Source organism: Rhodococcus koreensis, from assembly GCF_017068375.1.
GTDB lineage: Bacteria > Actinomycetota > Actinomycetes > Mycobacteriales > Mycobacteriaceae > Rhodococcus_F > Rhodococcus_F koreensis.
On the sequence record NZ_CP070609.1, the window covers coordinates 3,586,239 to 3,607,762 of the forward strand.

Consider the following 21,524-nt stretch of genomic DNA (forward strand, 5'->3'; position numbering starts at 1 on the left):
TCGGAGGCCCGTGTCGTCCGCACGGGTAATGCAAACCCGGACCTGACAAGCATCGGTACCTCTCTTCGGTCTGATCGCGCAACGCTCCCCCGGGAGCCTTCGGTTACCGGTGCAATTCCCGGTACCTGCTCGGGCTGACGCCGTATCGGGTGGCGAACGCTCGGCTGAATACCGACAGATCGATGAATCCGAACTGCGCGGCGATATCGGTCAGCGAACGGGAGGCGTTGCGCGGTGACAGCATCGCGTCACGGCAGACCTCGAGTCGGTGTGCCCGGATCGTGGCTGCCACGGTGTTTCCGAATCGAGCGAACACTCTGTGAACGGTTCTCGTGGAGATGAAGAACGCATGGGCGATGCGCTGCGGGGACAGGTCCGGGTCGTCGAGATTCCGCTCGATGTACCGGAGCATGTTCGCGTAGAGGTCGCGTGCGGTGACATCGGGATCGTCCGGCTCAGCCTCTTCCTGTGCGGCGGTGATTGCCAGGTCTGCAATTCCGTCCGCCAGCCGCATCGCACCGCTTGGCGACGGTTCCTTCTCGACTGCGAGAAGTCCGGCGAGCATCGGCGACAGTAGCTGTCCTACTGCCGAATTGGATCGCACGGTCCGTGCCGTCAGTTTCTGCGACTCACCCTCGGTCAGCGAGACGGCACCGCGCGGCCACGTGAATACCTGGAGGTGCCATTCCGGTCGCAGGTTCCAGGTGAACGGGCGGGAGGATTCGTAGATGGCGAAGTCGCCCGGCCGCAGTGTGCAGGTTCGTCCGTCTTGGACGAGTTGTCCCTCACCGGCGACGACCATGCCGATCTGCATGAGGTCGAGCGGATGCCGGTCGGTCAGCTGCGGCGTCCTGTGAAAGGTCTGCGGTGTGGCCAGGACGTCGGCGGCCAGCAGATGCGCGAATCGCCGGGTGTGGACCGCCCCCGCGAAGCGATCGGATTCGCCCGGGCTGATCTTCAATGCCACGAAGGTCTCGCTGATCACCTCGACCCAGTCTCGGAGGGCAGCTGTCCGGATCACCTCCGTGCGGCGGTGCTCGCCACCCGGTGCGAGCGACAACGGCATGAGCAGCCCCTTTCCCTCGCCTGCACGTCACGCTAAGAGCAATCCGGCGTCACTGTCAATGACAGCTGACCACTGTTTCCGCTGGAGACAGGCCTCGGCGGCGAAGTTGGCACTGAGCGCAAAGCGGGCTGTCACTCTGAGACAAACGCTGCGGTTCGGCGGCTTCTACGGTTCGTAGAACACCGGGAAATGCCGGCGGGTCCTGCGTCGCATCCGGACCGACAGCCGGCCCTCGACCAGGTGCCCGCGGGCGCCACTGCACAGCTGAGGAGCGCACCTTCATGACTTCGTTGCCTGCACCCGATTCCGCCCGATTGGCGGCGTTGAACGAGCATTTCCGATTCGGGTTGTCCGCCGTCGACCTCGACGAGTTCGCCCCGCCGTCGAGGCCACCCTCACTGCGCCGATCGCGGTCGAGCAGCTCTATCGGCGTGCGGCGTCACCGGCCCCCGAGCGATCCTGGGCGCCGCCGGCACCGGAGCACAACCGTCTCGGAGCGTGGTACGTCACGACCTCGATCGACGGCTCCTCTGGGGGTCCGCTGGCCGGCCGCACCGTGGCGGTCAAGGACAACGTCGCGGTCGCGGGTGTTCCGATGATGAACGGATCGCGCACCCTGGAGGGGTTCGTCCCGCGGCAGGACGCCACGGTCGTCCGCAGGCTGCTCGATGCCGGCGCCACGATCGCAGGAAAATCGGTATGTGAGGATCTGTGTTTCTCGGGCGGGAGTTTCACCTCGCAGCCGGGACCGGTGCGCAATCCGTGGGATACGACCCGCAATTCGGGTGGATCTTCCAGTGGCTCCGGCGCTTTGGTCGCCAGCGGTGAGGTCGATTTGGCCGTCGGCGGAGACCAGGGCGGCTCCATCCGCATTCCTGCCGCATTCTGCGGGATCGTGGGTCACAAACCGACGCACGGGCTGGTCCCCTACACCGGTGCATTTCCGATCGAGAGGACCATCGACCATCTCGGCCCGATGACCCGGACCGTCGCCGACGCGGCCACCATGTTGAGTGTGCTCGCCGGTACGGACGGGGCCGATCCACGGCAATCACGCCAGGTCGAGCCGGTCGACTACCTGGCGGCGCTCACCGAAACGGCCTCCGGGCTGCGCGTCGGAGTCGTGGCCGAGGGCTTCGGCACCGCAGCGTCCGATCCGGAGGTCGATGCCGCCGTCCACGCCGCGGTCGACGTGCTGCGCAGCGCCGGACTCGCGGCGGAGCACGTGTCGATTCCGTGGCACCTCGACGCGATGCACGTCTGGAACGTGATCGCGACCGAGGGTGCCGCGTACCAGATGCTCGACGGCAACGCCTACGGCATGAACACCGACGGATTCTACGACCCGGAACTGATCGCGCATTTCGCCGCTCAGCGCCTCGAGCGCGGTCACGAGTTGTCCGAGACGGTCAAGTTGGTGGGGCTGTCGGGCCGGTACACCTTCGAGGTCGGCGGCGGAAAGTACTACGCGATGGCGCGCCAACTCGTCCCGGAACTGCGCGCGGCCTACGACGCCGCGCTCACGGACTACGACGTGCTGGTCATGCCCACCGTCCCCTATACCGCGAAGAAGATCCCGCCTGCAGATGTGGCATTGGGCGACTACCTCGACGTCGCGCTGTCAATGGTCGGCAACACCGCCCCGTTCGATGTCACCGGTCACCCCGCCTGCTCGGTTCCCGCGGGGCTCGTCGACGGCCTGCCGACCGGGCTGATGATCGTCGGCAACACGTTCGACGACGCCACGGTTCTGCGCGTTGCACACACCTATGAACAGGCTGTCGGCGGCTTCCCCTCCCCGCCGGCCTTGATGAGTTCCGCTCGATGACACCACCACGCTTGTCTCTGGACGACGAGATTCTCGATCTCGCCGTCATGTGGCTTCCCATCGGGGATCCACCGGCCGACAAGATCAGGCGCGACTTCGGCGTCGAACCGGCCGAATATCGCGTGCGTCTGGCGCGCGCCATCGACCGTTACCTGCAGACCTCGAACGCGAGAACCGCCGCACGACTCGACCGATTCTTCGAGACGTCGATGCTGACAGCCCTGAGACCGAAACAGTCACCACCAGGTGACGAACAGTCCGGTCGCAACTTGTGTCAGAGGGGTGGTGGTCACCCGCTCGACGCTCGTAGCGTCGTAGGTGGGTGCACGCGAGTCGGAACGAACGAGGAGGAGACATCGTGACGATCGACAGAGGAATTCTGGCCCTGCTCGAGGCCAAGCCGGGCAAGGGCGAGGAACTGGCTGCGTTCCTGGAGCAGGGGCGCGCCCTGGCCGCGGCGGAGGAAGGCACCGTCACCTGGTACGCGTTCAAGGTCAGCGACACCACGTACGGCATCTTCGACACCTTCGAGAACGAGGACGGCAGGCAGGCGCACCTGAGCGGAGCGATCCCCGCCGCTCTGGCCAACGTCGGCCCCGACCTGCTGGCCAGGGACCCCGACATTCGTCCGGTCGACGTGGTCGCCGTCAAGTAGGGCGCCCGCCGGGTTTCCTACCGTACGGTCAGTCGAATCCTGCCCGTAAACCTACCCGATCGGGTAGGGCCCCGACTGTCCGCGCCGCGGCATACTTGCCCGGCTCGGGGGTTTCCGAAAACGATACGGAGAAACTGATGCTCGACCGGCTGTACGCCGCTGTCCTCGCCGTCGCCGGCCTCGGCTACGGCGGTTACATCCTCCTCGACGAACTGACCGGAGCGTCGGACACACCCGGCGAGGACGACCATCTTCTCCACGAAGTCCCCTCGGGAGCAGGTGTCCACGCTGTGACGTCCCCCTGACACCGCCCTGAGGGCACTGACACCGCCGGCTCACTGGTCGACGGTGAGACCCTTCGCCTCGAGCACCTGGGCGAGGTTGCTGACCTGGATCGGGGTTTCGCCCTTCTTGTACCGCTCGATGTAGGCGGCCTCGGCGGCGTCCCGCTCACGGGAGGCGTCGACGGCGAACTGGACCTCGTCGCGCCGGACCACGACCACACCGTCGCAGTCGCCCTTGATGACGTCGCCGGGGTAGATGATCTGGCCGCCGAACACCAGCGGCTGATTGACGGGACCGAGGGATTCCTTCACCGTTCCCTCGATGCACACGTGCTTGGAGAAGACGGGGAACCCGAGTTCGCGGATCTCCCTGCTGTCCCGCACGCCGCCGTCCGTGACGAGTGCGCTGATGCCCCGCGCCACACACGCATTGGCCAGCACGTCGCCGAACTGTCCCGCCGGCTGGTCGCCGGAGGACACGATGAGCACGTCACCGGGTTGCGCGTAGCTGATGGCGACCTGGAGCATGATGTTGTCGCGCGGATGGCACACGACGGTGAAGGCGGACCCGCAGAACGACATGTCGCGGTCGATGGGCTTGATCCCCGAATCCAGTGCGCCCTTGCGGCCCTGCGCCTCGTGGATGGTGGCGGCCGAGAAGGCGCCCAGGCTGTCGATGGCGGCCTTGTCGGCGCGATCGATCTTCGTCGTGACGTGAACCATGATGTCTCCGTAGTTCTGTGATGGCGGGTGGGTCAGCTGAGCGAAGCGACGGCCTTCTCGACCGCGGCTGCCGCATTCCTGAGCACGTCCTCGGACGTGGCGAAGGAGACCCGGAAATAGGATTCGGCCCCGTACGCAGAGCCCTGGATGGTGGCCACCGACGCGTGGTCGAGGAGGAACAGCACCACGTCCTGGTCGTTTTCGAGCTGTGTGCCGTCGGGTGTCCGCTTGCCCACGAGGCCGGCGCATCCGACGAACAGGTAGAAGGCGCCCTGCGGCAGTACGGGTTCGAGACCGTCTATGCCGGAGAATAATTCGAACGTGACATCACGCCGGGCGCGATAGCTCGCGACGGACGTGGTGACGAAACTCTGATCCCCGGTGAGGGCTTCGGCGGCGGCGGCCTGACTGATCGACGACGGGCAGGACGAACTCTGCGACTGCAGCTTGTTGATCGCGCCGATCAGGCCCTTGTTCCCGACGCCGTACCCCAGCCGCCAGCCGGTCATCGCGTAGGCCTTCGACACACCGTTGGTGACCAGGATCCGATCGCGCAGGTGCGGCGCGGACGACAGCAGGTTCGGAACGGGTGAATCGGTGAACACGATCTCGTCGTAGATCTCGTCGCAGAGCACGTTCACGTGCGGGTTCCGGTCGAGGACCTTCGCGAGTTCCGCCAGTTCGTGCTCGCTGTACACGGCGCCCGTCGGGTTCGACGGCGCGTTGAGGATGACCCACTTCGTCGCCGTGGTGATGGCGGCCTCGAGCTTCTCTGCGGTGAGCAGGAACCGGTCGGATTCCGGGCAGTCGACGACGACGGGTGTCCCGCCGTGCACGGTCACCATGTCGGGGTACGACACCCAGTACGGCGCGGGCACGATCACCTCGGTGCCCTCCTCCACCGTCGCCATCAGCGCGAGGAAGATGACCTGCTTGGCGCCTCCGCCGACGGTGATCTCGTTGTCCGCGAACTCCACCCCGGTGCGGGTCAGCATCTTCTTCGAGATCGCCTCCCGCAGTGCGGGAATGCCGTTGACGGGGGTGTACTTGGTGAGACCGGACTCCATCGCCGCCACGGCCGCGGCCTTGATGTGCTCCGGGGTGTCGAAATCGGGCTCTCCGACCGTCAGGTCGAGGATCTCCCGCCCCGACGCCCGGAGTTCGCGAACCCGTTGCGCGGCTGCCACACTCGGCGACTCACGCATCTGGTCGACTCGCGCTGCTGGAACGAAGGTGGACATAGTTCCTCCTGGTAGAGGGCGTGGGAACGAAAGAAGCAGGGAAGTCGGGGGCGGTATCTCGACACCCACGCTATCGGGTGGGGACCACACCTGTACAAGACCGATTGTGTGTCGGGTGATAGCCGTTCGGCATGACTGAGATCAGAACGCCAGCAACACCTTCGCGGACGCGGACGCGTCCTTCGCGACGGCGAACGCCTCGAGGCCGTCCTCGATGCCGAACTCGTGACTGATCACCGGTTCGACGTTCAGGCTGCCGTCCGCCAGAGCCTCGAGCACCGCATCGATCTCGTCGTTGAACCGGAAGGAACCGACGAGTTCGAGTTCCCGCGTGATGACGAGCGACAGCGGAGCGGGCTGAAGCCCGGTGGGGAGCAGTCCGAGCATGACGATCCTGCCGCCGCGCGTCGCGCCGCGAATGGCCGATTCGAGTCCGAAGCGGTTGCCGGAGCACTCGACGACGACGTCGGCGTCGACGGCGGCGATGCTCACGGCGTCGGCGGCGTCCAGCGTCGTGTCCGCGCCGAGCGCCTTCGCGACCGTGCGGGGATAGTCGTGCACGTCGACCGCGGTGATCTCGCTCGCACCGGCCCGGCGGAGGACGGCCACCACGAGGGCGCCGATGGGGCCGCACCCCACGACGAGCGCGCTCTTCCCTGCCACGTCGCCCGCGCGGGCCACGGCGTGCCACGCCACGGCGGCGGGTTCCGCGACGGCGGCGGTGCGCAGCGGCAGGTTCGCCGGCAGTCGCCGCAGCATCCGCGACGGCAGCACCGCGTACTTCGCGAATGCCCCTTCGGTGTGCGGGAATTGCGCCGCGCTGCCGAGGTAGGTGCATCCCGGCGACAGGTTCGGACGGTCGTCGGGGAACCTGGCGCCGCGACCGCCGGGGGTCGCGGGGTGCACGGCCACGGTGTCACCCGCGGCGGGGCCGGTCCCGTCCGCGGCGGCCTGCACGACCGTTCCCACCACCTCGTGGCCGAGCAGCATGGGGGCCTTCAGGATCGACTCGCCGGCGGCGCCGTGCGTCCAGTAGTGCAGGTCGGATCCGCAGATGCCGCCGTAGGCGATCTCGACGACCGCCTCGGACGGTTCGGGCCGCCGGAGGGGCACCGATTCGATACGCAGGTCGCCTGCGGCGTGCGCCACCACCCCGAGGGTCTCGGTGGGCAGCGGGGCGGAGGAGTGGTGCGGCGCAGTGGTCACGGCCGGCCTCAGTCGTTGCGCCGGACGAAGTCGAGACCACCCGGTACCTGGAAGGTGGGCATGATCTCGATCAGGCCGAGGTTGACGTGGCGCGGGGCGTCGATCGCGAACTCGATCGTGTCGGCGATGTCCTTCGTCGTGATGGATTCGAAGCCTTCGTAATACGTCTCCCACGCCTCCTTCATCGCCTCCGGGGAGCCGCCCAGGTTGCGTCCGAAGATCTCGGTCTCGACCCGGCCCGGGCAGATCTCGGTCACGCGGATGCGCTTGCCGATGGTGTCGTTGCGCAGTTGCCGCGAGATCTGGTGCACCGCGGCCTTCGTGGCGTGGTAGGCGGTGTGACCGTAGAAGTTGTACAGGCCGGCGATGGAACTGATGTTCACGATGTGGCCGAGGTCCCGCTCGACCATCCCCGGCATGAGCAGCCGGCACAGGTGCAGCACCGCACGGAGGTTGACGTCGACCATGGCGTCGACCGAGTCGGCGGACGCGTCCAGGATGTTGCCGGTGGCCGAGACTCCCGCGTTGTTGATCAGCACGTCGATCTCGAGGCCCTCGACGGCGGCGCTGAGGGCGTCGATTTCGGTGATGTCGACGGCGAGCGGGATCATGCCCGTCTTCTCCGCGACCTCGTCGAGCCGTTCCTTGTTGCGGGCGACGCCGTAGACGGTGAGACCCCGCTTGGTGAGGATCTCGGTGACCGCGGCGCCCATTCCGGTGTTGGCGCCGGTGACGAGTGCGGTCCGGTAGTCGTTGAATGGCATGACGCTCCCTTGCCTTGCTGGTGGTGAAAGTTGGTGCAGCCCGGTGGTCTTCGAGTGGTCAGGAGACCACCGGGCCGAGTCTGGATCCGTCAGAGCGTGTCACGGAGCGGCACGTGCGCCCGGTCGGTGACGGTGCTGACGGCGATGAGGGTTCCCAGTGCGGTGACGACGGCGTAGACCGCGGGGACGTAGATCCCGAACTGCGGAATCAGCCAGGTCATCAGCAGGGGCGCGGTGCCGCCGAACACTGCCGAGGAGATGTTGTAGCCCAGCCCGTACGCCGAGTACCGCACCCGGGTGGGGAAGAGTTCGACGATGAGGATGTGGATGACGGCGGTGTGGCCGGCGAAGATCACGGCCATGATGCAGGCTCCGAGCACCGCGAGCGCGAAGTTGCCGGTCGCGATCAGGGCGTAACAGGGGACGGCGCCGACGGCCATGGCGATCGCCGCACCGGCGATGACCCTCTTGCGGCCGACGCGGTCCGAGAGTGCGCCCATGAAGGGAATGGCGAAGCAGATCGCCACCAGGCTCGCCGCGGTCACGAGCAGTGCCGTGCCGGTGGAGAAGCCGATGTTCTCGCCCTTGAGGAACGTCGGCATGTAGGAGAAGAGCACGTAGTAGCCGGAGCCGTTCATCAACGGGATGAACAGCGCGAGCAGCATCGCCTTGCGGTGTTCGGGAGTCGCGAACGCTTCCTTCAGCGGGTTGCGGGACAGTCCGCCTTCGGCCTTGAGCTTCTCGAAGTTCGGGGTGTCACTGATCGCCCGCCGGATGTACCAGCCGATGATGCCCATCGGGATCGCGACGAGGAACGGGACGCGCCACGCCCAGCTCGCCGGTCCGCCGCCCTCGATCGCGGCCTCGTTGAGCCAGGGCGACATCGCGAACGCGACCAGCGTGCCGGTGAGCAGGGCCAGGAACGACGCGATCTGTGCGTAGCTGGTGATGAGTCCGCGCTTGCCCTCCGGTGCGTGCTCGGCGAGGAAGGTCATGGCGCCCGCCGCCTCACCGCCCACGGAGAATCCCTGCAGGATGCGCAGGAGAATCAACAGCGCGGGAGCGGCGACGCCGATCGCGGCGTATGTCGGGAGAACACCGATGCCCGCGGTGGCAACGCTGATCAGCATGATCACGAAGACGAGCATCTTCTGCCTGCCGATCCTGTCGCCCAGGATGCCGCAGACGACCGCGCCGAGCGGTCGCACGAAGAACGAGATCGCGTAACCGGCGAAGACGAGCATCAGCGCGTCGCTCGACTTGGAGACGTCGAAGAAGACGATGGCCAGGGCGGTCGCCATGAAGGCGAAGATGCCGTTGTCGTAGAGCTCGACGAAGATGCCCACGCACCCTGCGAGAACGACCTTGCGTAGCTGGCGGGGTTGCACCTCGTGTTCGGGCGTGTGCCCGGCCGTGTCGGGTGAGATCGCGTTGGTCATGCTGACTCCATCTGGGCTACAGAGTGGTGCTGGGCGGATGTCGTTTCTGGGTGAGTGGGGATCCGAAGACTGGCGAATGCGCTCGCCACGCGGGACCGCAGCAGCGCGATCGAGCGTCGTTGGCTCCGGTAACCGTCCACGGCTTCGGGGACGCTCACCTTTCGGAACCGCACCTCCTGGCCGGGGCGCGCCTGGCCGAGCTGTGACAGTGCGGTGGCGGTCACCACCGCGAGCACCGGATATCCGGCCGTCACTCCCCGGCCCCGGTGCAGGACGAGGATCTCGTTGCCTGCGGGAACCTCGACGGCGCCGATCGGTACCCCGCGGGAGAGCACTTCCGTCGACCGGTCCCGCCGGGGAACGTCGCTCCCCGGATCGGTCGGCGTCAGGCGGAGACCGATGTGGTTCGTGTCGGCACCGATGACGAAGGGGGTGTCGAACAAGCGGGCGGCGGACGCGCCGAACTCGTGCACGTCGGGACCGTCGGTGACGTCGATGGTCCAGCGGCCGGTGAAGGTCGCGGGCTCGGCGCCGAGCCGGAACAGCGGGACCCGGAAGTAGGGGTGGTCGATCGGCGGTCCGTCGACGTCGATGGCGACGGACTCGCCGACCGTCAGTTGCCGGCCGAAACCGAGAACCGAGTCGGGGGCGCAGCTGCCGAGCAGGGACGGCGCGGCGATCGCGCCGTGCACGGCGAGGTATACGCGGAGCCCGTCGTGGATTCCGCGGACGGTGAGTTCTTCGCCCGCGGTCCAGACGAACGGCTCCCACTGGGGGCGGGTGACACCCCCGACCTGGACCTCCGCCGGTGCGCCGGTCACCGCGACGAGCAGGTCGACGCTTGCGACGGCGCCGAAGTCCATCGCCACCATTTCGAGCAGCGGCGCGGTGCGGTGACTTCCGACCAGGGCGTTCGCCACGTCGGCGCTGTACTGGTCGGAGGCTCCCCCGGTCATCTGCCCGAACCGGGAGCCCCGGAGACGTCCGAGATCCTGGATCGAGGTGAGCCCGGGTGTCGTGACGGTGATCGTCTCAGCCATGCCGGACCCCCTCGTACAGCGGCCACTCGGCCGCGGTGATCGGCACGAAGCGGAACGTGTCGCCGGGCCGGAAGTCGGACAGCGGTTCCGTCGACGGATCGACGATGGTCAGGGGCGTGCGGCCGATCACCGGCCAGCCGCCGGGCGCCGGTCGCGCCGAGATGACGGCCTGCCTGCCCGCGACCGCCACCGCGCCTGCCGGAACGTGCGGCCGCGGAATGGTGCGACGGGGAACGGGCTGCGGGAACGCGGGGCCGTCGAGCATGGGGGCGCCGCCCGGGGACCCGAAGCAGCGCATGGTCAGCGGGCGGGCGCTGTGCAGGCGGATCACCTCGGCCGGGGAGAGTGCGAGGTGTGCCGCCACGTCGTCGAGGTCGGGTCCGAATTCGGCTCCGTAGACGACCGGGATCTCGAATTGTCGCGAACCGCGCGTCGCGGGTTGCGCCGGAAGCTCGATCAGCCGTTCGACCAGCGCGTGGATGGCGTCATGCGTCGTTGCAGCACAGTCGAATTCGACCAGCAGTGAGTCGTAGGTGGGGATGATGCCGGTGACCGCGACGTCGTCGTCGCGGGCGTCGAGCGCGGCGGCGACCGTGTGGACGGCCTGCCAGCGCTCCTCCGCATCGGGGGACAGCGACGTCAGGCGGACCGCGGAGTCCCCGCAGTCCGCGAGGACGAAGTCGCGGTGCGGCCGGGTGCACGTCACGCCGGACACGACGCGGACTCCTTCTCGGCCCTGGCCTCGAGGACCTCGGTGACGGGGGCGATGACGACGCCCGCGTGCAGCAGTGCCTCCCGGATCGCCCGCGCGTTGCCTACCGCGTCGGCGCCGTCGCCGTGCAGCAGCACCGTGTCTGCCTCGATCGGGATGCGCGTGCCGTCGACGGCGTCGACGGCCCCTTCGGTCACCATCTGCACCGTGCGCGACACCAGAGCGTCCCGGTCGTGAATCACGGCGCCGGCCTCGGACCGCGGTACCAGGGTGCCGTCCGCCCGGTATGCACGGTCGACGATGGCGACGATGGCCACCCGGAGCCCCCGCGCACGGGCGTGGTCGGCGAGTTCCCCGTCCTGGGCGAGCACGATGAGCCGCGGGTCGAACGCCTCCACCGCATCGACGACGGCGCCCGCGTAGTCGGCGCGGGTCGCGACGAGATTTCCCAACCGACCGTGCGGTGCGATGTGCGAGAGCGATGTGCCGTGGGCCGTCGCGAAGGCGTGCAGTGCGCCGAGTTGGTACAGAACGTCCGTGCGGACCTCGTCGGCGGTGAGGTCCATCGCGCGCCGGCCGAACCCTGCGAGATCGGGGAAGCTGGGGTGTGCGCCGATGCCGATTCCGCGGGCGACGCACCCTCGGACCGTCGCATCCATGGTCCTGGGGTCGCCGGCGTGAAAGCCGCACGCGACGTTGGCGGACGTCAGCACGTCGAGCAGTGCGTCGTCGTCGCCCATCGTCCAAGCGCCGAAGCTCTCGCCGAGGTCGGCGACGAGATCGATCTTGACAGTCACGGTGCCTCCAAGGGGGGCCTGCAGTGGAACCGCGGGTGCCGTTCCAGTGAACTTTCGATGTAAACGGACGCTACGCAGGTTCCGGTTCAGGCGGTTAATACCTGTTTTACGTGAGGCGATAACGAACGTCTATGGTGTTTGAACAGCGACGATGCAAAGACGGAAGAATCGGGCCCCGCACTTGGCTACAGCGGTGTTTCCGCCCGGCAACCTTCTCGAAACCGCGGCGTGCTTGCGTCGCCGCATCGTCAGAAAGGCAGATCGCTCGTGGATACCCGACGCTTGTTCTCATTCGTCCGCATCGTCGACGCCGGATCCATCACGCGGGCGGCGGACATACTGCACATCGCGCAGCCGGCGCTCAGCCAGCAGATGACGGCGTTGGAGACGCACTTCGGTCAGCAACTGCTGATCCGCAGCAAGCAGGGAGTGGAACCCACCGACGCGGGGCGCGCGCTGTACCGGCACGCACAGGTGATCCTGCGGCAGGTGGAGAGCGCTCAGGCCGAGGTGAGCGTCGTCGGCCGGGAACTGGCGGGCGGTGTCTCCGTCGGACTCGCGCCGTACAGCACCGTCAGCTCCATCGCGTTGCCGCTGCTCACCGCGGTGCGGTCGCGGTACCCCAGCATCCTTCTGCACGTCAACGAGAATTTCGGCGGTGTGCTCAGCGAGGCCATGATGACGGGCCGGATGGACATGGCCCTGCTGTACGACGCCGGGCCGATCAAGGGCGTCAACTTCGAGCGTCTACTCACCGAGGAACTGATGGTCGTCGCCCCGGCGGGCACCGGACTGCCCGGCGACACCGGGACGGCCGTCGCCATCAAGGATCTCGTCGATCTGCCACTGCTGCTGCCGGGCCCGATGCACACGATCCGCAAGGTGGTGGAGCAGGCGTACGAGCACGCCTTCGAGCACGCACGGGTGGTCGGCGAGGTGGAATCGGTGACGCTGATGGCGCAGGCCGTCCGAAACGGACTGGGCGCGACGGTATTACCGTTCTCGGTGGCACGCCGGATCATGAACGTGGAGAACCTGGAACTCCGCCGCATCGAACCGTCGATCGAAGTCCAGGTCTCCCTCGGGACACCCGCCAATCAGCCGCTGTCCGGACCGGCGGAGGCGGTGCGCGAGGTGCTGCGCAGTGTCGTGTCCAACTACATCAGGACCAGTTCGGAAGCCGAACGCGGCCCTCAGTAACCCCGGGCCGGATCGATCGGCGCCAGCAGGGGCGCGCCCGCGGCGAAGCGTTCGACGTTGGTCGCGACGTGATCGGCGAGCAACCCGGTCAGTCCGGTCGCGGGATTCGCGACGTGTGGGGTGATGATCGCATTCGGCAGGGTCCAGAGCGGATGCCCGTCGGGCAGCGGTTCGGGGTCGGTGACGTCGAGTGCGGCGCCGCCGATCGACCCGGCGCGCAGCGCGCGGACCAGACCCTCGGTGTCGAGGAGGGAACCGCGCGCCACGTTGACGATCCACGCCGTCGATTTCATCTGTGCGAGCGCGGTCTCGTCGACGAGGTGGGCGGTGGCCGACGTCGCCGGTGCGGCGATGACGAAATGGTCTGCTCTGGACCAGATTTCCGAGGTCCGGTCGGCCGGCAGCGTCTCGGACGCACCCGGGACCGGGGTGCCCGAGCGAGTGACCGCCAGCACGTCGGCGCCGAACGCGGCGAGCAGCGGGATCATCGCGCGACCGATGCCGCCGCAGCCGACGATGGCGACCGTCGCCCCGCGCAGCGTGCCCACCTGCGGGTCGAACTCGGCCTTGCGCCACGACGTCGCGCGCACCTGCTCGGTGAGGGCCCGAACCCCGGCCAGGAGCAGCAGGACACCGTGTTCCGCGACGTTGCCGGCGTAGGCGCCGGCCGCGGACGTCCAGGCCCGGTCGGTGTCGACGATTCCCGCGGAGATCCAGGGCTCCACCCCCGCCGAGGGCAGCTGCACCCAGCGCACGGAATCCGGCAGTTCCGCCGGAAACGTGTCGGGGCCCTGCGCCCAGACGACGGCCTCGGCGTCGTCGAGCGGGGCGAGTACGCCGCCGCCCCTCTCGATCCCGCGTATCAGGGCTGCGTCGGGGTTCGGTCCGAGGTGGATGCGGGGCGTTGCAGTGTTCGGCATCTTCGTCTTTCGAGTCGGTCGGGTGGGGATCAGACTACGGCGGTCAGTCCGCCGTCGACATACAGGATCTGGCCGTTCACGAAGTCCGACGCCGGCGAGGAGAGGAAGAGCAGCGCACCCACGAGTTCGTCCGTGCGTCCCCACCGTCCGGCGGGCGTGCGTTTCGTGAGCCACGCACTGAACTCGGCGTCGTTCACGAGCGCCTCGGTGAGCTGGGTGTCGAAGTAGCCGGGTGCGATGGCGTTGGCCTGCAGTCCCAATGGTGCCCAGTCGGCGCACATTCCGCGGGTGAGCATCTTCAGCCCACCCTTGCTGGCGGCGTACGGGGCGATGCCCGCCCGGCCGAGTTCGCTCTGCACGGAGCAGATGTTGACGATCTTGCCGTGCCCGCGTTCGACCATCGCCCGCGCGAACTCGCGGCCGACGAAGAAGGCGCTGCTGAGATTGGTGTCGAGAACACGCCGGAAGTCGTCGTCGCCGAACTCGAGCAGGGGGCTGCGGTGCTGGACGCCGGTGTTGTTGACGACGATCTCGACGGGGCCGATCTCGTTCTCGACCCGCTTCGCGGCGGCGGCGACCTCCTCGGGAGCGGTCACGTCGAAGGCGCAGGTGTGGACCGTCGCGCCGGTGGCGTTCACGATCTCGTCGCGACTGCGCGCGAGGGCTGCCGCGTCGCGTCCGTTGAGCACGACCTCCGCGCCCGCCTCGGCGAGCCCGTTGGCCAGTGCGAAACCGATTCCCCGGCTCGACCCCGTGACGAGCGCGATCTTGCCCTCGACGTCGAAGCTCCGATGCGAACTCACTGTGTGGCGACCTTTCGTTCTTCGTGCAGGTATTCGACGGCGGCCCGGGCGATCAGGTCCGGCGCCGGTGCGACGTCCAGGGCGACACCGAATTCGTCGGAGTCGAGCGGTTCGAGGAGCGCGAACTGGGAATCGAGCAGTGCAGGCGGCATGAAGTGCCCGCTCCGTGCCTGCATCCGCCCGCGGATCACCTGCTGGTCTCCCGTGAGGTGCACGAACAGCACCGGGTCGGAGACGTCGCCGAGGATCGTCCGATAGCTGCGCCGCAGCGCCGAGCACGCCACCACACCGCGGCGCCCCTGCCCGGACAGCTCCTGCAGCCGGTCCCGGACGACTCCCAGCCACGGGGCCCGGTCGTCGTCGGTCAGCGGGATGCCGGCGGCCATCTTCGCGACGTTCGACTGCGGGTGCAGATCGTCGGCATCGAGGAACCGGTGGCCGGTCAGTGCGGAAAGTTGCTGCGCGACTGTCGTCTTCCCGCAGCCGGTCACCCCCATCACCACGATGTGGGGTAGCTGATCGCCACTCATGAAATGTTCCTGTCCGCCGGTGTGGAGAGATGCAGTTCGAACATGCCCGACCGCACGACGGCTTGGCAATGGCGGAGGGGATACCGGTTGACGTTGCCGTCATACCGAAGCGCGAGGGATGCCGGTGCTAGCGGCTCACGAGTGTGATCGCCGCGGCCTCGACGGTGTCCTCGGACAGCAGCACCTCGAGCGCGGCGTCGCCGAGTGGGATGAAGCTGTTCTCGCTCGTCACCCGCGCGAGCGGCCCGGTGAAGCCCTCGTCGACCAGTGCTGCGACCACGCCCTCGGACACACCCCCCGACTTGCGGGTCTCGTCGACCACGAGCACCCGGCCGGTGGCGTGCGCCTCCCGGACGACGTCCTGCACCGGCAGCGGTGCGAGCCAGCGCAGGTCCACCACCCGGGCGGCGATGTGCGCACGCTCGAGCTTTCGCGCGACTCGCAGGCTCATCCGCAGACCGTTGCCGTAGGTGACGATCGTCAGGTCGGTGCCGTCACCGTAGGTGCGGGCCGAGCCGATCGGGACGTGGTTCTCGGCCTGCGTCGCGGGGTCCGGGTACGGTGCCAGCCACAGCCCGTCGCCGTCGTCGTACAGATCCCGGATGTGGTACAGCGCAATCGGTTCCAGGAACACGCACACCGCGCCGGCGGTGCGCGCCGCCGCCACACAGGTGTGCATCATGGCCGCGGCGTCTTCGGGGCGGGACGGCGACGCCACCACCACGCCGGGGATGTCGCGCAGTGCGGCGACGGCGTTGTCGTTGTGGAAGTGCCCGCCGAAGCCCTTCTGATACCCGTATCCGGCGATCCGCACCACCATCGGATTGCGGTATTGCCGGTCGGAGAAGAACTGCAACGTCGCACCCTCCCCGCGGATCTGGTCGGCCGCATTGTGCAGATACGCCAGATACTGGATCTCCGGGATCGGCAACAACCCGGACACCCCCGCACCCAGCGCAAGACCCAGGATCGCCTGCTCGTCGAGCAGGGTGTCGAATACGCGCGCCGACCCGGCCTTCTTCATCAGACCCCGGGTCACCCCGTACACCCCGCCCTTTCGGGCCACGTCCTCACCGAACACCAGCGCCTCGGGGCAGCGGGCGAGCACGTCGAGCAGGGCACGGTTGATCGACAGGGCGAGGGTCAGCCTGCCTTCCTCCTCCGGCAGCGGCGATCCGACAAACTCCGCGCGCTCGGCCGGGTCGACGCGCTCCGGCACCGCCGCGGTCGCCTGCTCGGCGGTGTCGATGAGGGGCCTCATCACCGCCGCGGGACTGTCCAGTTGAGATAGCTCGGCGACATCCCGGGCGAGACCGAGAACCTCCGCGCGTGTGTCCTCGTAGCGCGCGAGGATCTCGGTGGGGCCGAGGTGTCCGCCTTCGATCAGAAGTCTTGCGGTGCACAGCACCGGATCCCGGTCGAAGTCTGCGGTGATCTCGGCGGACGTCCGGTACGCGGACTCGAGATCGGATCCGGCGTGACCCATCAACCGGACGGTCCGCAGATGCAGGAACGCCGGCTTGCGGTGCCCGCGCACCCAGTCGGCGGCCCTCTTCGCGGTGGCGTACGCCGCCGGCAGGTCGGAACCGTCCGCCTCGAAGTACTCCAGACCCGCCCGCTCACCGAAATTCGCGGCGATCCATCCCGTCGGTGTCTTGGTGCTGATCCCGATCCCGTTGTCCTCGCAGACGAACAGCAACGGGAGCGGCAACCCCTGGTAGGCCGAGTGGACGGCGGTGTTGATCGCGCCGACGGCGGTGGAGTGGTTCGCCGACGCATCCCCGAAACTGCACACGGCCACCGCGTCGGCGGGCCACGGCGAGGACAGGTGGAGCTTGTGTGCCCGGGCGATCGAGAAGGCGACACCAACTGCCCGCGGCAGATGCGAAGCGACGGTGGAGGTCTGGGGAATGATGCCGAGATCGTGGCGGCCGAACACCTTGTGCCGTCCACCCGAGATCGGCTCCTCCGTCGCGGCCACGACACCGAGGAGGACGTCGCGGAGCGGATCACTGCCGTCCACCTGCTGCGCCCGCGCGAGGAAGAATCCACCGGAACGATAGTGCAGCAGAGCGGGATCGGTCGGACGCAGCGCTGCTGCGACGGCGGCATTGCCCTCGTGCCCGGAGGAACCGATCGTGTAGAAACCCTTACCCTGCGACCGCAACCACCGGGCCGCCAGATCGAGATGCCTGCTGCCGAGCTGGGCGTCGAAAAGGTCCAGAGTGCCCTGCACCGACAACGGGGACGGGGGCCGGATCGGATCCTCCGGGCGGACCCCGGTGCTGCTTTTCCCGCGGACAAGCCCCGACACGACAGAGATGAAGTAATCGTCGATCTGTTCGGCCATCCCCCGATCATCCTGTGACGCCGAGCGGCGGGCAAGGGTCACCGGACCGGAGTGTCGCGCTCCATGCCGCAGGTGACCGTCGTGTTCAGCTCACCTTCTTGATCAGGTCGGCGAGTTCGGCCAGTTCGACGGCGTCGAGGTCGGTCAACGGTGCACGCACGGGGCCTGCGGGCCGGCCGATGACCTTCATGCCGGCCTTGATGATGCTGACGGCATATCCCTGCTTCTTGTTGCGCAGGTTGCAGTACGGGATCACGAACTCGTTGAGGGCGTTGACGACGAACGCGTTGTCTCCGCTGCGGAGGGCGTTGTAGAAGTCGAGTGCGAACTGCGGGACGAAGTTGTAGATCGCCGAGGAATACGTGGTGACGCCCAGGGCGAGATACGGCAGGGCGAACATCTCGGCGGTGGGCAATCCGCCGACGTAGGTGAGGCGGTCACCGAGGCTCGCGTAGATGCGCGTCATCTGCTCGATGTTGCCGACACCGTCCTTGAAACCGACCAGGTTCGGGCAGCTGTCCGCGAGTTCCGCCACGGCCGACTCGGTGTACACGGCGTTGGCGCGACTGTAGATCGTCACACCGAGAGTGGTTGCGGCACATACCCCCTTGACGTGCGCCACGAGGCCGTCCTGGCTCGCCTCCGTGAGGTACGGGGGAAGCAGCAGGATGCCGTGCGCGCCGGCGCTCTCGGCCGAGCGGGCCATCTGTACGGCGGTCGCGGTGCCGTAACCGGCGGGGGCGATGACCGGAAGTCCGTCCGGCGCCTCCTGCACGGCGGCCCGGACCACCTGCTCCACCTCGGGTGGGGTGAGCGAGAAGAACTCGCCCGTGCCACCGGCGGCGAACAACCCGGAGGCGTCGAACTGCCCGAGCCAGCCGATGTTCTCGCGGTACGCGGCCTCGTCGAACGAGTGGTCCTCCGTGAAATGGGTGACCGGGAACGACAACAGACCGGAGCCGAGCTTGTGGGCAATCTCTTGGGGCGACGCTGTGGTCATGGGTTTCGTTCTCCTCGTTCGCAATCGCGTCACTGTCGGTGCGCTGTGTTCACAAGGCTAGGAGCGCTTTCGATTCAAGTCCAACACTTGTTTGGGATCTTTCGATACCTGAACGGTATCGATGGCGCGGATGCTGCAGCGGTGGCGTGATCGTCGAAAGCCCACCAGTGTCCGTCCTTATCCGGACAAGAACGTGTTCCGGCGTGAGAATGTCAGGACGGAGGTGGGGTTCGATGGAGTTGGACGTGACCGGGGTGCCGGAACGGGTCTCGACCGGAGCTCTGCCCGGCTGGGACGACGTGGAGTCGCTTCTGCACGGCGCGTACGAGCGATCTGCCGCCGCCACCGACGGTGTCGTGGCGGATTACATCCCGATTCTCGCGGCAGTCGACCCCGACCTGTTCGGGATCTGCGTCGCCGAGGTCGACGGGGGTGTGCACGCCGTCGGCGACGCGGTGCACGAGTTCTCGATCCAGTCCATTTCCAAGGCCTTCACGTACGCGCTCGTCTGCCAGGAGATCGGCCACGAGGTGGTGGGCGTACGGATCGGGGTGAACAACACCGGCCTGGCGTTCAATTCCGTCGTGGCCCTCGAACTCAACGACGGCCATCCGATGAATCCCATGGTCAACGCGGGCGCCATCGCCACGACCGCACTCGTTCCCGGGGTCACTCCCACCGCGAAGTGGGAGTTCGTCCAGGACGGTCTCTCCCGCTTCGCCGGGCGCCGGTTGACGCTCGACGTCACCGTGTACGAATCGGAGGCGGCGACGAACCTGCGCAACCGCGGGATCGCCCAGCTTCTGGAGAGCTACGGCCGCCTGGACGTCGACCCGTTGGACGCCGTCGACGTCTACACCAAACAATGCTCACTCCGGGTGAACACCCGGGATCTCGCAATCATGGGCGCGACTCTCGCCGACGGCGGCGTCAACCCGGTGACGGGAGAACGCGTCGTCGACGAGTCGATCTGCCGCGACACGCTGTCGGTGCTGGCCGCCACCGGGTTCTACGAACGTTCCGGGGAATGGCTGTTCGAGATCGGCGTGCCCGGCAAGAGCGGCGTGTCCGGCGGCATCGTCACGATCGCCCCGGGCAAGGCCGGACTGGCCACCTTCTCCCCGCGGCTCGATTCCGCGGGCAACAGCGTTCGGGGGCAGCGGGCAACCGCCTACCTGTCCCGGACTCTCGGATTGAACGTCTTCGCGTCCGGGCCCCACCCTCCGCGTGAAAGCAGGTCAGCATGACGATCCCCGCCGATACGTCCCGCCCGCGTGATCCCGGCGAGCAGGTGAAGGCGTCGTGGCGTCCGATGATCGGACTCGCCCTGGCGCAGGTGCTCATGTCGTTCAACGTCGCGGCACTGCCGGTCTCGCTGGGTGGCATGGTCGAGGATTTCGGCGTGCCCCCGACGACGGTGAGCACCGCGATCGTCACCTACGGCCTGGTGGTCGCGGCGCTGGTGATGGTGGGTGCGAAGCTGGGACAGCGAGTCGGCTGGGTGCTGATCTTCCGCATCATGGTCGCCGTGTTCGCTGTCGCGGAACTGATGATGGTTCTCGCACCGAGTATCGGCTGGGTGATCGCCGCGCAAGCGCTCGCAGGGGCCTCGGCGGCGATCATCGTGCCCGCCCTCGTCGCCCTCATCGCCGAGAACTATCGTGACACCCAGCAGGCCACCGCGATCGGATCACTCGGATCGGCACGTGCGTTCTCCGGACTGTCCGCGTTCCTGATCGGTGGCGCACTGGGAACTCTCGTCGGCTGGCGGCCCGTCTTCGCCATCCTCATCGTCGTCGCCGTCGCGGTGTTCCTGCTGAGCTTCACGCTTCGCTCCGATCGCGGCAACGACACCATCAGCATCGATATCGTCGGCGCGTTCATCATCGGTATCGCCGTCGTGTCGCTGACGCTGGGTTTCAACAATCTGAACTCGTGGGGTCTGCTGACGGCATCCCCCAACGCGCCCTTCAGCGTGCTCGGCGTCTCCGGCGCCCCGGTGCTGATCGTGCTGGGAATCATCCTCGGGCAGGCGTTTTTCGTCTGGACCAGACGGCGCGCCGACAGTGGCCGAGTGCCCCTGATCAGTCTCGAGGTGGTGTCGGCGCCCACCGAGCGCGCGGCCGTGTATGCGATGTTCGTGGTCGTCGCACTCGAAGCGGCCCTGAACTTCACCGTGCCCCTCTACATTCAAATCGTCCAGGGCCGCACCCCGTTCGACACCTCGCTCGCGATGATGCCGTTCAACATCACCGTGTTCGTCACCGCCATGCTCGTCGTCCGCTTCTACGGCCGGTTCAGCCCCCGCGTCATCGCACGCTTCTCCTTCGCACTGACCACCGGTGCCTTGATCTGGCTCTCGTTCGTGGTGACCAACAACTGGGAGACCGTCCCGACCATCCTCGGGCTCATCGTCTTCGGCATCGGACAGGGCGCCCTCGTCACCCTCGTCTTCAACGTGCTGGTCACGGCTGCCCCGAAGGAACTGGCGGGCGACGTCGGGTCGGTACGCGGCACCACCCAGAACCTCGCATCCGCCGTCGGCACGGCCTTCGCCGGCGCGCTCCTGGTGACGCTGCTGTCGATCGGCGTCGGGCAGGCAGTGGCCGGCCACGTCGACCTACCCGAAGACCTCGTTGCACAGGTCGACCTCGACAACATCAACTTCATCAGCAACGACCGCCTCGAGGAGATTCTCGACGCCACCACCGCCTCCGACGTGCAGGTCGACGCCGCCGTGCAGATCAATATCGACGCCCGCCTCGACGCCCTCAAGATCGGGTTGCTCACCCTGGCAGGGCTCAGCGCGATCGCCATGGTGCCCGCGAGCCGGCTCCCGAACTACCGCAAGGACGAGATCCCCGACCCCTCCCCCCACGAGGACTAGACCCACCCGGCAACGGGGTTGTCCCCCGATCGGAGGACAACGCATTCACCCCGGAGAAGGCCCCGTCGGCGGACAGACG

19 protein-coding genes and 1 pseudogene are annotated in these 21,524 nt (G+C 67.6%); 6 read left to right on the forward strand and 14 right to left on the reverse strand.

Features of this window, described 5'->3' with window-relative positions:
- Positions 1–103 precede the first annotated feature (103 nt).
- Positions 104–1,066, reverse strand: a complete 963-nt coding sequence (locus JWS14_RS16545) for a helix-turn-helix domain-containing protein (protein WP_072944362.1) — start codon at positions 1,064–1,066, stop codon at positions 104–106.
- A 281-nt stretch (positions 1,067–1,347) separates the two neighbouring features.
- Here JWS14_RS16545 and JWS14_RS16550 point away from each other — a divergent pair.
- The 3 genes and pseudogenes from JWS14_RS16550 (at position 1,348) to JWS14_RS16560 (ending at position 3,854) form a co-directional block, all read left to right on the forward strand.
- Positions 1,348–2,894 (forward strand): annotated as a pseudogene (locus JWS14_RS16550) (amidase).
- A 358-nt stretch (positions 2,895–3,252) separates the two neighbouring features.
- Positions 3,253–3,549, forward strand: a complete 297-nt coding sequence (locus tag JWS14_RS16555) for a putative quinol monooxygenase (RefSeq protein WP_095861739.1) — start codon at positions 3,253–3,255, stop codon at positions 3,547–3,549.
- 137 nt (positions 3,550–3,686) lie between these two features.
- Positions 3,687–3,854, forward strand: a complete 168-nt coding sequence (locus tag JWS14_RS16560; protein ID WP_167372195.1) for a hypothetical protein — start codon at positions 3,687–3,689, stop codon at positions 3,852–3,854.
- Positions 3,855–3,884: 30 nt separating this feature from the next.
- Here JWS14_RS16560 and JWS14_RS16565 read toward each other — a convergent pair whose 3' ends face one another.
- The 8 genes from JWS14_RS16565 to JWS14_RS16600 all read right to left on the reverse strand — a co-directional run bounded on the left by JWS14_RS16565 (position 3,885) and on the right by JWS14_RS16600 (position 11,755).
- Entirely contained in the window at positions 3,885–4,556 is a 672-nt protein-coding gene (locus JWS14_RS16565; protein ID WP_206013821.1) for a 4-carboxy-4-hydroxy-2-oxoadipate aldolase/oxaloacetate decarboxylase, read from the reverse strand.
- A gap of 32 nt (positions 4,557–4,588) precedes the next feature.
- On the reverse strand, positions 4,589–5,797 hold the full coding sequence (locus JWS14_RS16570) for an aspartate transaminase (RefSeq protein ID WP_206013822.1): 1,209 nt from the start codon (positions 5,795–5,797) through the stop codon (positions 4,589–4,591).
- 141 nt (positions 5,798–5,938) lie between these two features.
- Entirely contained in the window at positions 5,939–7,003 is a 1,065-nt protein-coding gene (locus tag JWS14_RS16575) for an L-idonate 5-dehydrogenase (RefSeq protein ID WP_095861736.1), read from the reverse strand.
- An 8-nt stretch (positions 7,004–7,011) separates the two neighbouring features.
- Positions 7,012–7,767, reverse strand: a complete 756-nt coding sequence (locus tag JWS14_RS16580) for an SDR family oxidoreductase (protein WP_206013823.1) — start codon at positions 7,765–7,767, stop codon at positions 7,012–7,014.
- A gap of 89 nt (positions 7,768–7,856) precedes the next feature.
- Positions 7,857–9,206, reverse strand: a complete 1,350-nt coding sequence (locus JWS14_RS16585) for an MFS transporter (RefSeq protein WP_095861734.1) — start codon at positions 9,204–9,206, stop codon at positions 7,857–7,859.
- The gene (locus tag JWS14_RS16590; protein ID WP_072944348.1) at positions 9,203–10,246 is read right to left on the reverse strand and encodes a 5-oxoprolinase subunit C family protein; all 1,044 of its coding nucleotides are present in this window, start codon (positions 10,244–10,246) and stop codon (positions 9,203–9,205) included. Before JWS14_RS16590 ends, JWS14_RS16585 begins: the two co-directional genes overlap by 4 nt.
- Positions 10,239–10,961, reverse strand: a complete 723-nt coding sequence (locus JWS14_RS16595; protein ID WP_206013824.1) for a 5-oxoprolinase subunit B family protein — start codon at positions 10,959–10,961, stop codon at positions 10,239–10,241. The genes JWS14_RS16590 and JWS14_RS16595 overlap by 8 nt, the downstream gene beginning before the upstream one ends.
- A complete protein-coding gene (locus JWS14_RS16600) occupies positions 10,949–11,755 on the reverse strand; it encodes a LamB/YcsF family protein (protein ID WP_206013825.1) in 807 nt (268 codons plus the stop codon). Before JWS14_RS16600 ends, JWS14_RS16595 begins: the two co-directional genes overlap by 13 nt.
- A 282-nt stretch (positions 11,756–12,037) precedes the next feature.
- Here JWS14_RS16600 and nac point away from each other — a divergent pair, with 282 nt between their 5' ends.
- On the forward strand, positions 12,038–12,955 hold the full coding sequence (gene nac / locus JWS14_RS16605) for a nitrogen assimilation transcriptional regulator NAC (RefSeq protein ID WP_206013826.1): 918 nt from the start codon (positions 12,038–12,040) through the stop codon (positions 12,953–12,955).
- On the opposite strand, the gene JWS14_RS16610 is transcribed toward nac, so the two are convergent.
- From JWS14_RS16610 to kdgD, 5 genes are all read right to left on the reverse strand, one after another.
- Entirely contained in the window at positions 12,949–13,875 is a 927-nt protein-coding gene (locus JWS14_RS16610; protein WP_206013827.1) for a D-isomer specific 2-hydroxyacid dehydrogenase family protein, read from the reverse strand. The genes nac and JWS14_RS16610 overlap by 7 nt on opposite strands.
- A 29-nt stretch (positions 13,876–13,904) precedes the next feature.
- Entirely contained in the window at positions 13,905–14,678 is a 774-nt protein-coding gene (locus tag JWS14_RS16615) for an SDR family oxidoreductase (RefSeq protein ID WP_206013828.1), read from the reverse strand.
- The gene (locus JWS14_RS16620; protein ID WP_206013829.1) at positions 14,675–15,208 is read right to left on the reverse strand and encodes a gluconokinase; all 534 of its coding nucleotides are present in this window, start codon (positions 15,206–15,208) and stop codon (positions 14,675–14,677) included. Before JWS14_RS16620 ends, JWS14_RS16615 begins: the two co-directional genes overlap by 4 nt.
- 127 nt (positions 15,209–15,335) lie before the next feature.
- On the reverse strand, positions 15,336–17,558 hold the full coding sequence (locus JWS14_RS16625) for a thiamine pyrophosphate-dependent enzyme (protein WP_206013830.1): 2,223 nt from the start codon (positions 17,556–17,558) through the stop codon (positions 15,336–15,338).
- A gap of 85 nt (positions 17,559–17,643) precedes the next feature.
- Positions 17,644–18,558: a 5-dehydro-4-deoxyglucarate dehydratase gene (gene kdgD / locus JWS14_RS16630; RefSeq protein WP_072944333.1), complete on the reverse strand. Its 915-nt coding sequence runs from the start codon at positions 18,556–18,558 to the stop codon at positions 17,644–17,646.
- A gap of 233 nt (positions 18,559–18,791) precedes the next feature.
- Between kdgD and glsA the strand changes: the two genes are divergently transcribed.
- Both glsA and JWS14_RS16640 read left to right on the forward strand, forming a co-directional pair.
- Complete coding sequence (glsA, locus tag JWS14_RS16635) at positions 18,792–19,805, forward strand: glutaminase A (protein ID WP_072944331.1); 1,014 nt, start codon at positions 18,792–18,794, stop codon at positions 19,803–19,805.
- Positions 19,802–21,445 carry an MFS transporter gene (locus JWS14_RS16640; RefSeq protein WP_206013831.1) on the forward strand — a complete coding sequence of 548 codons (1,644 nt, stop codon included), beginning with the start codon at positions 19,802–19,804 and terminating at the stop codon, positions 21,443–21,445. The genes glsA and JWS14_RS16640 overlap by 4 nt, the downstream gene beginning before the upstream one ends.
- The last annotated feature ends 79 nt before the right edge of the window (positions 21,446–21,524 follow it).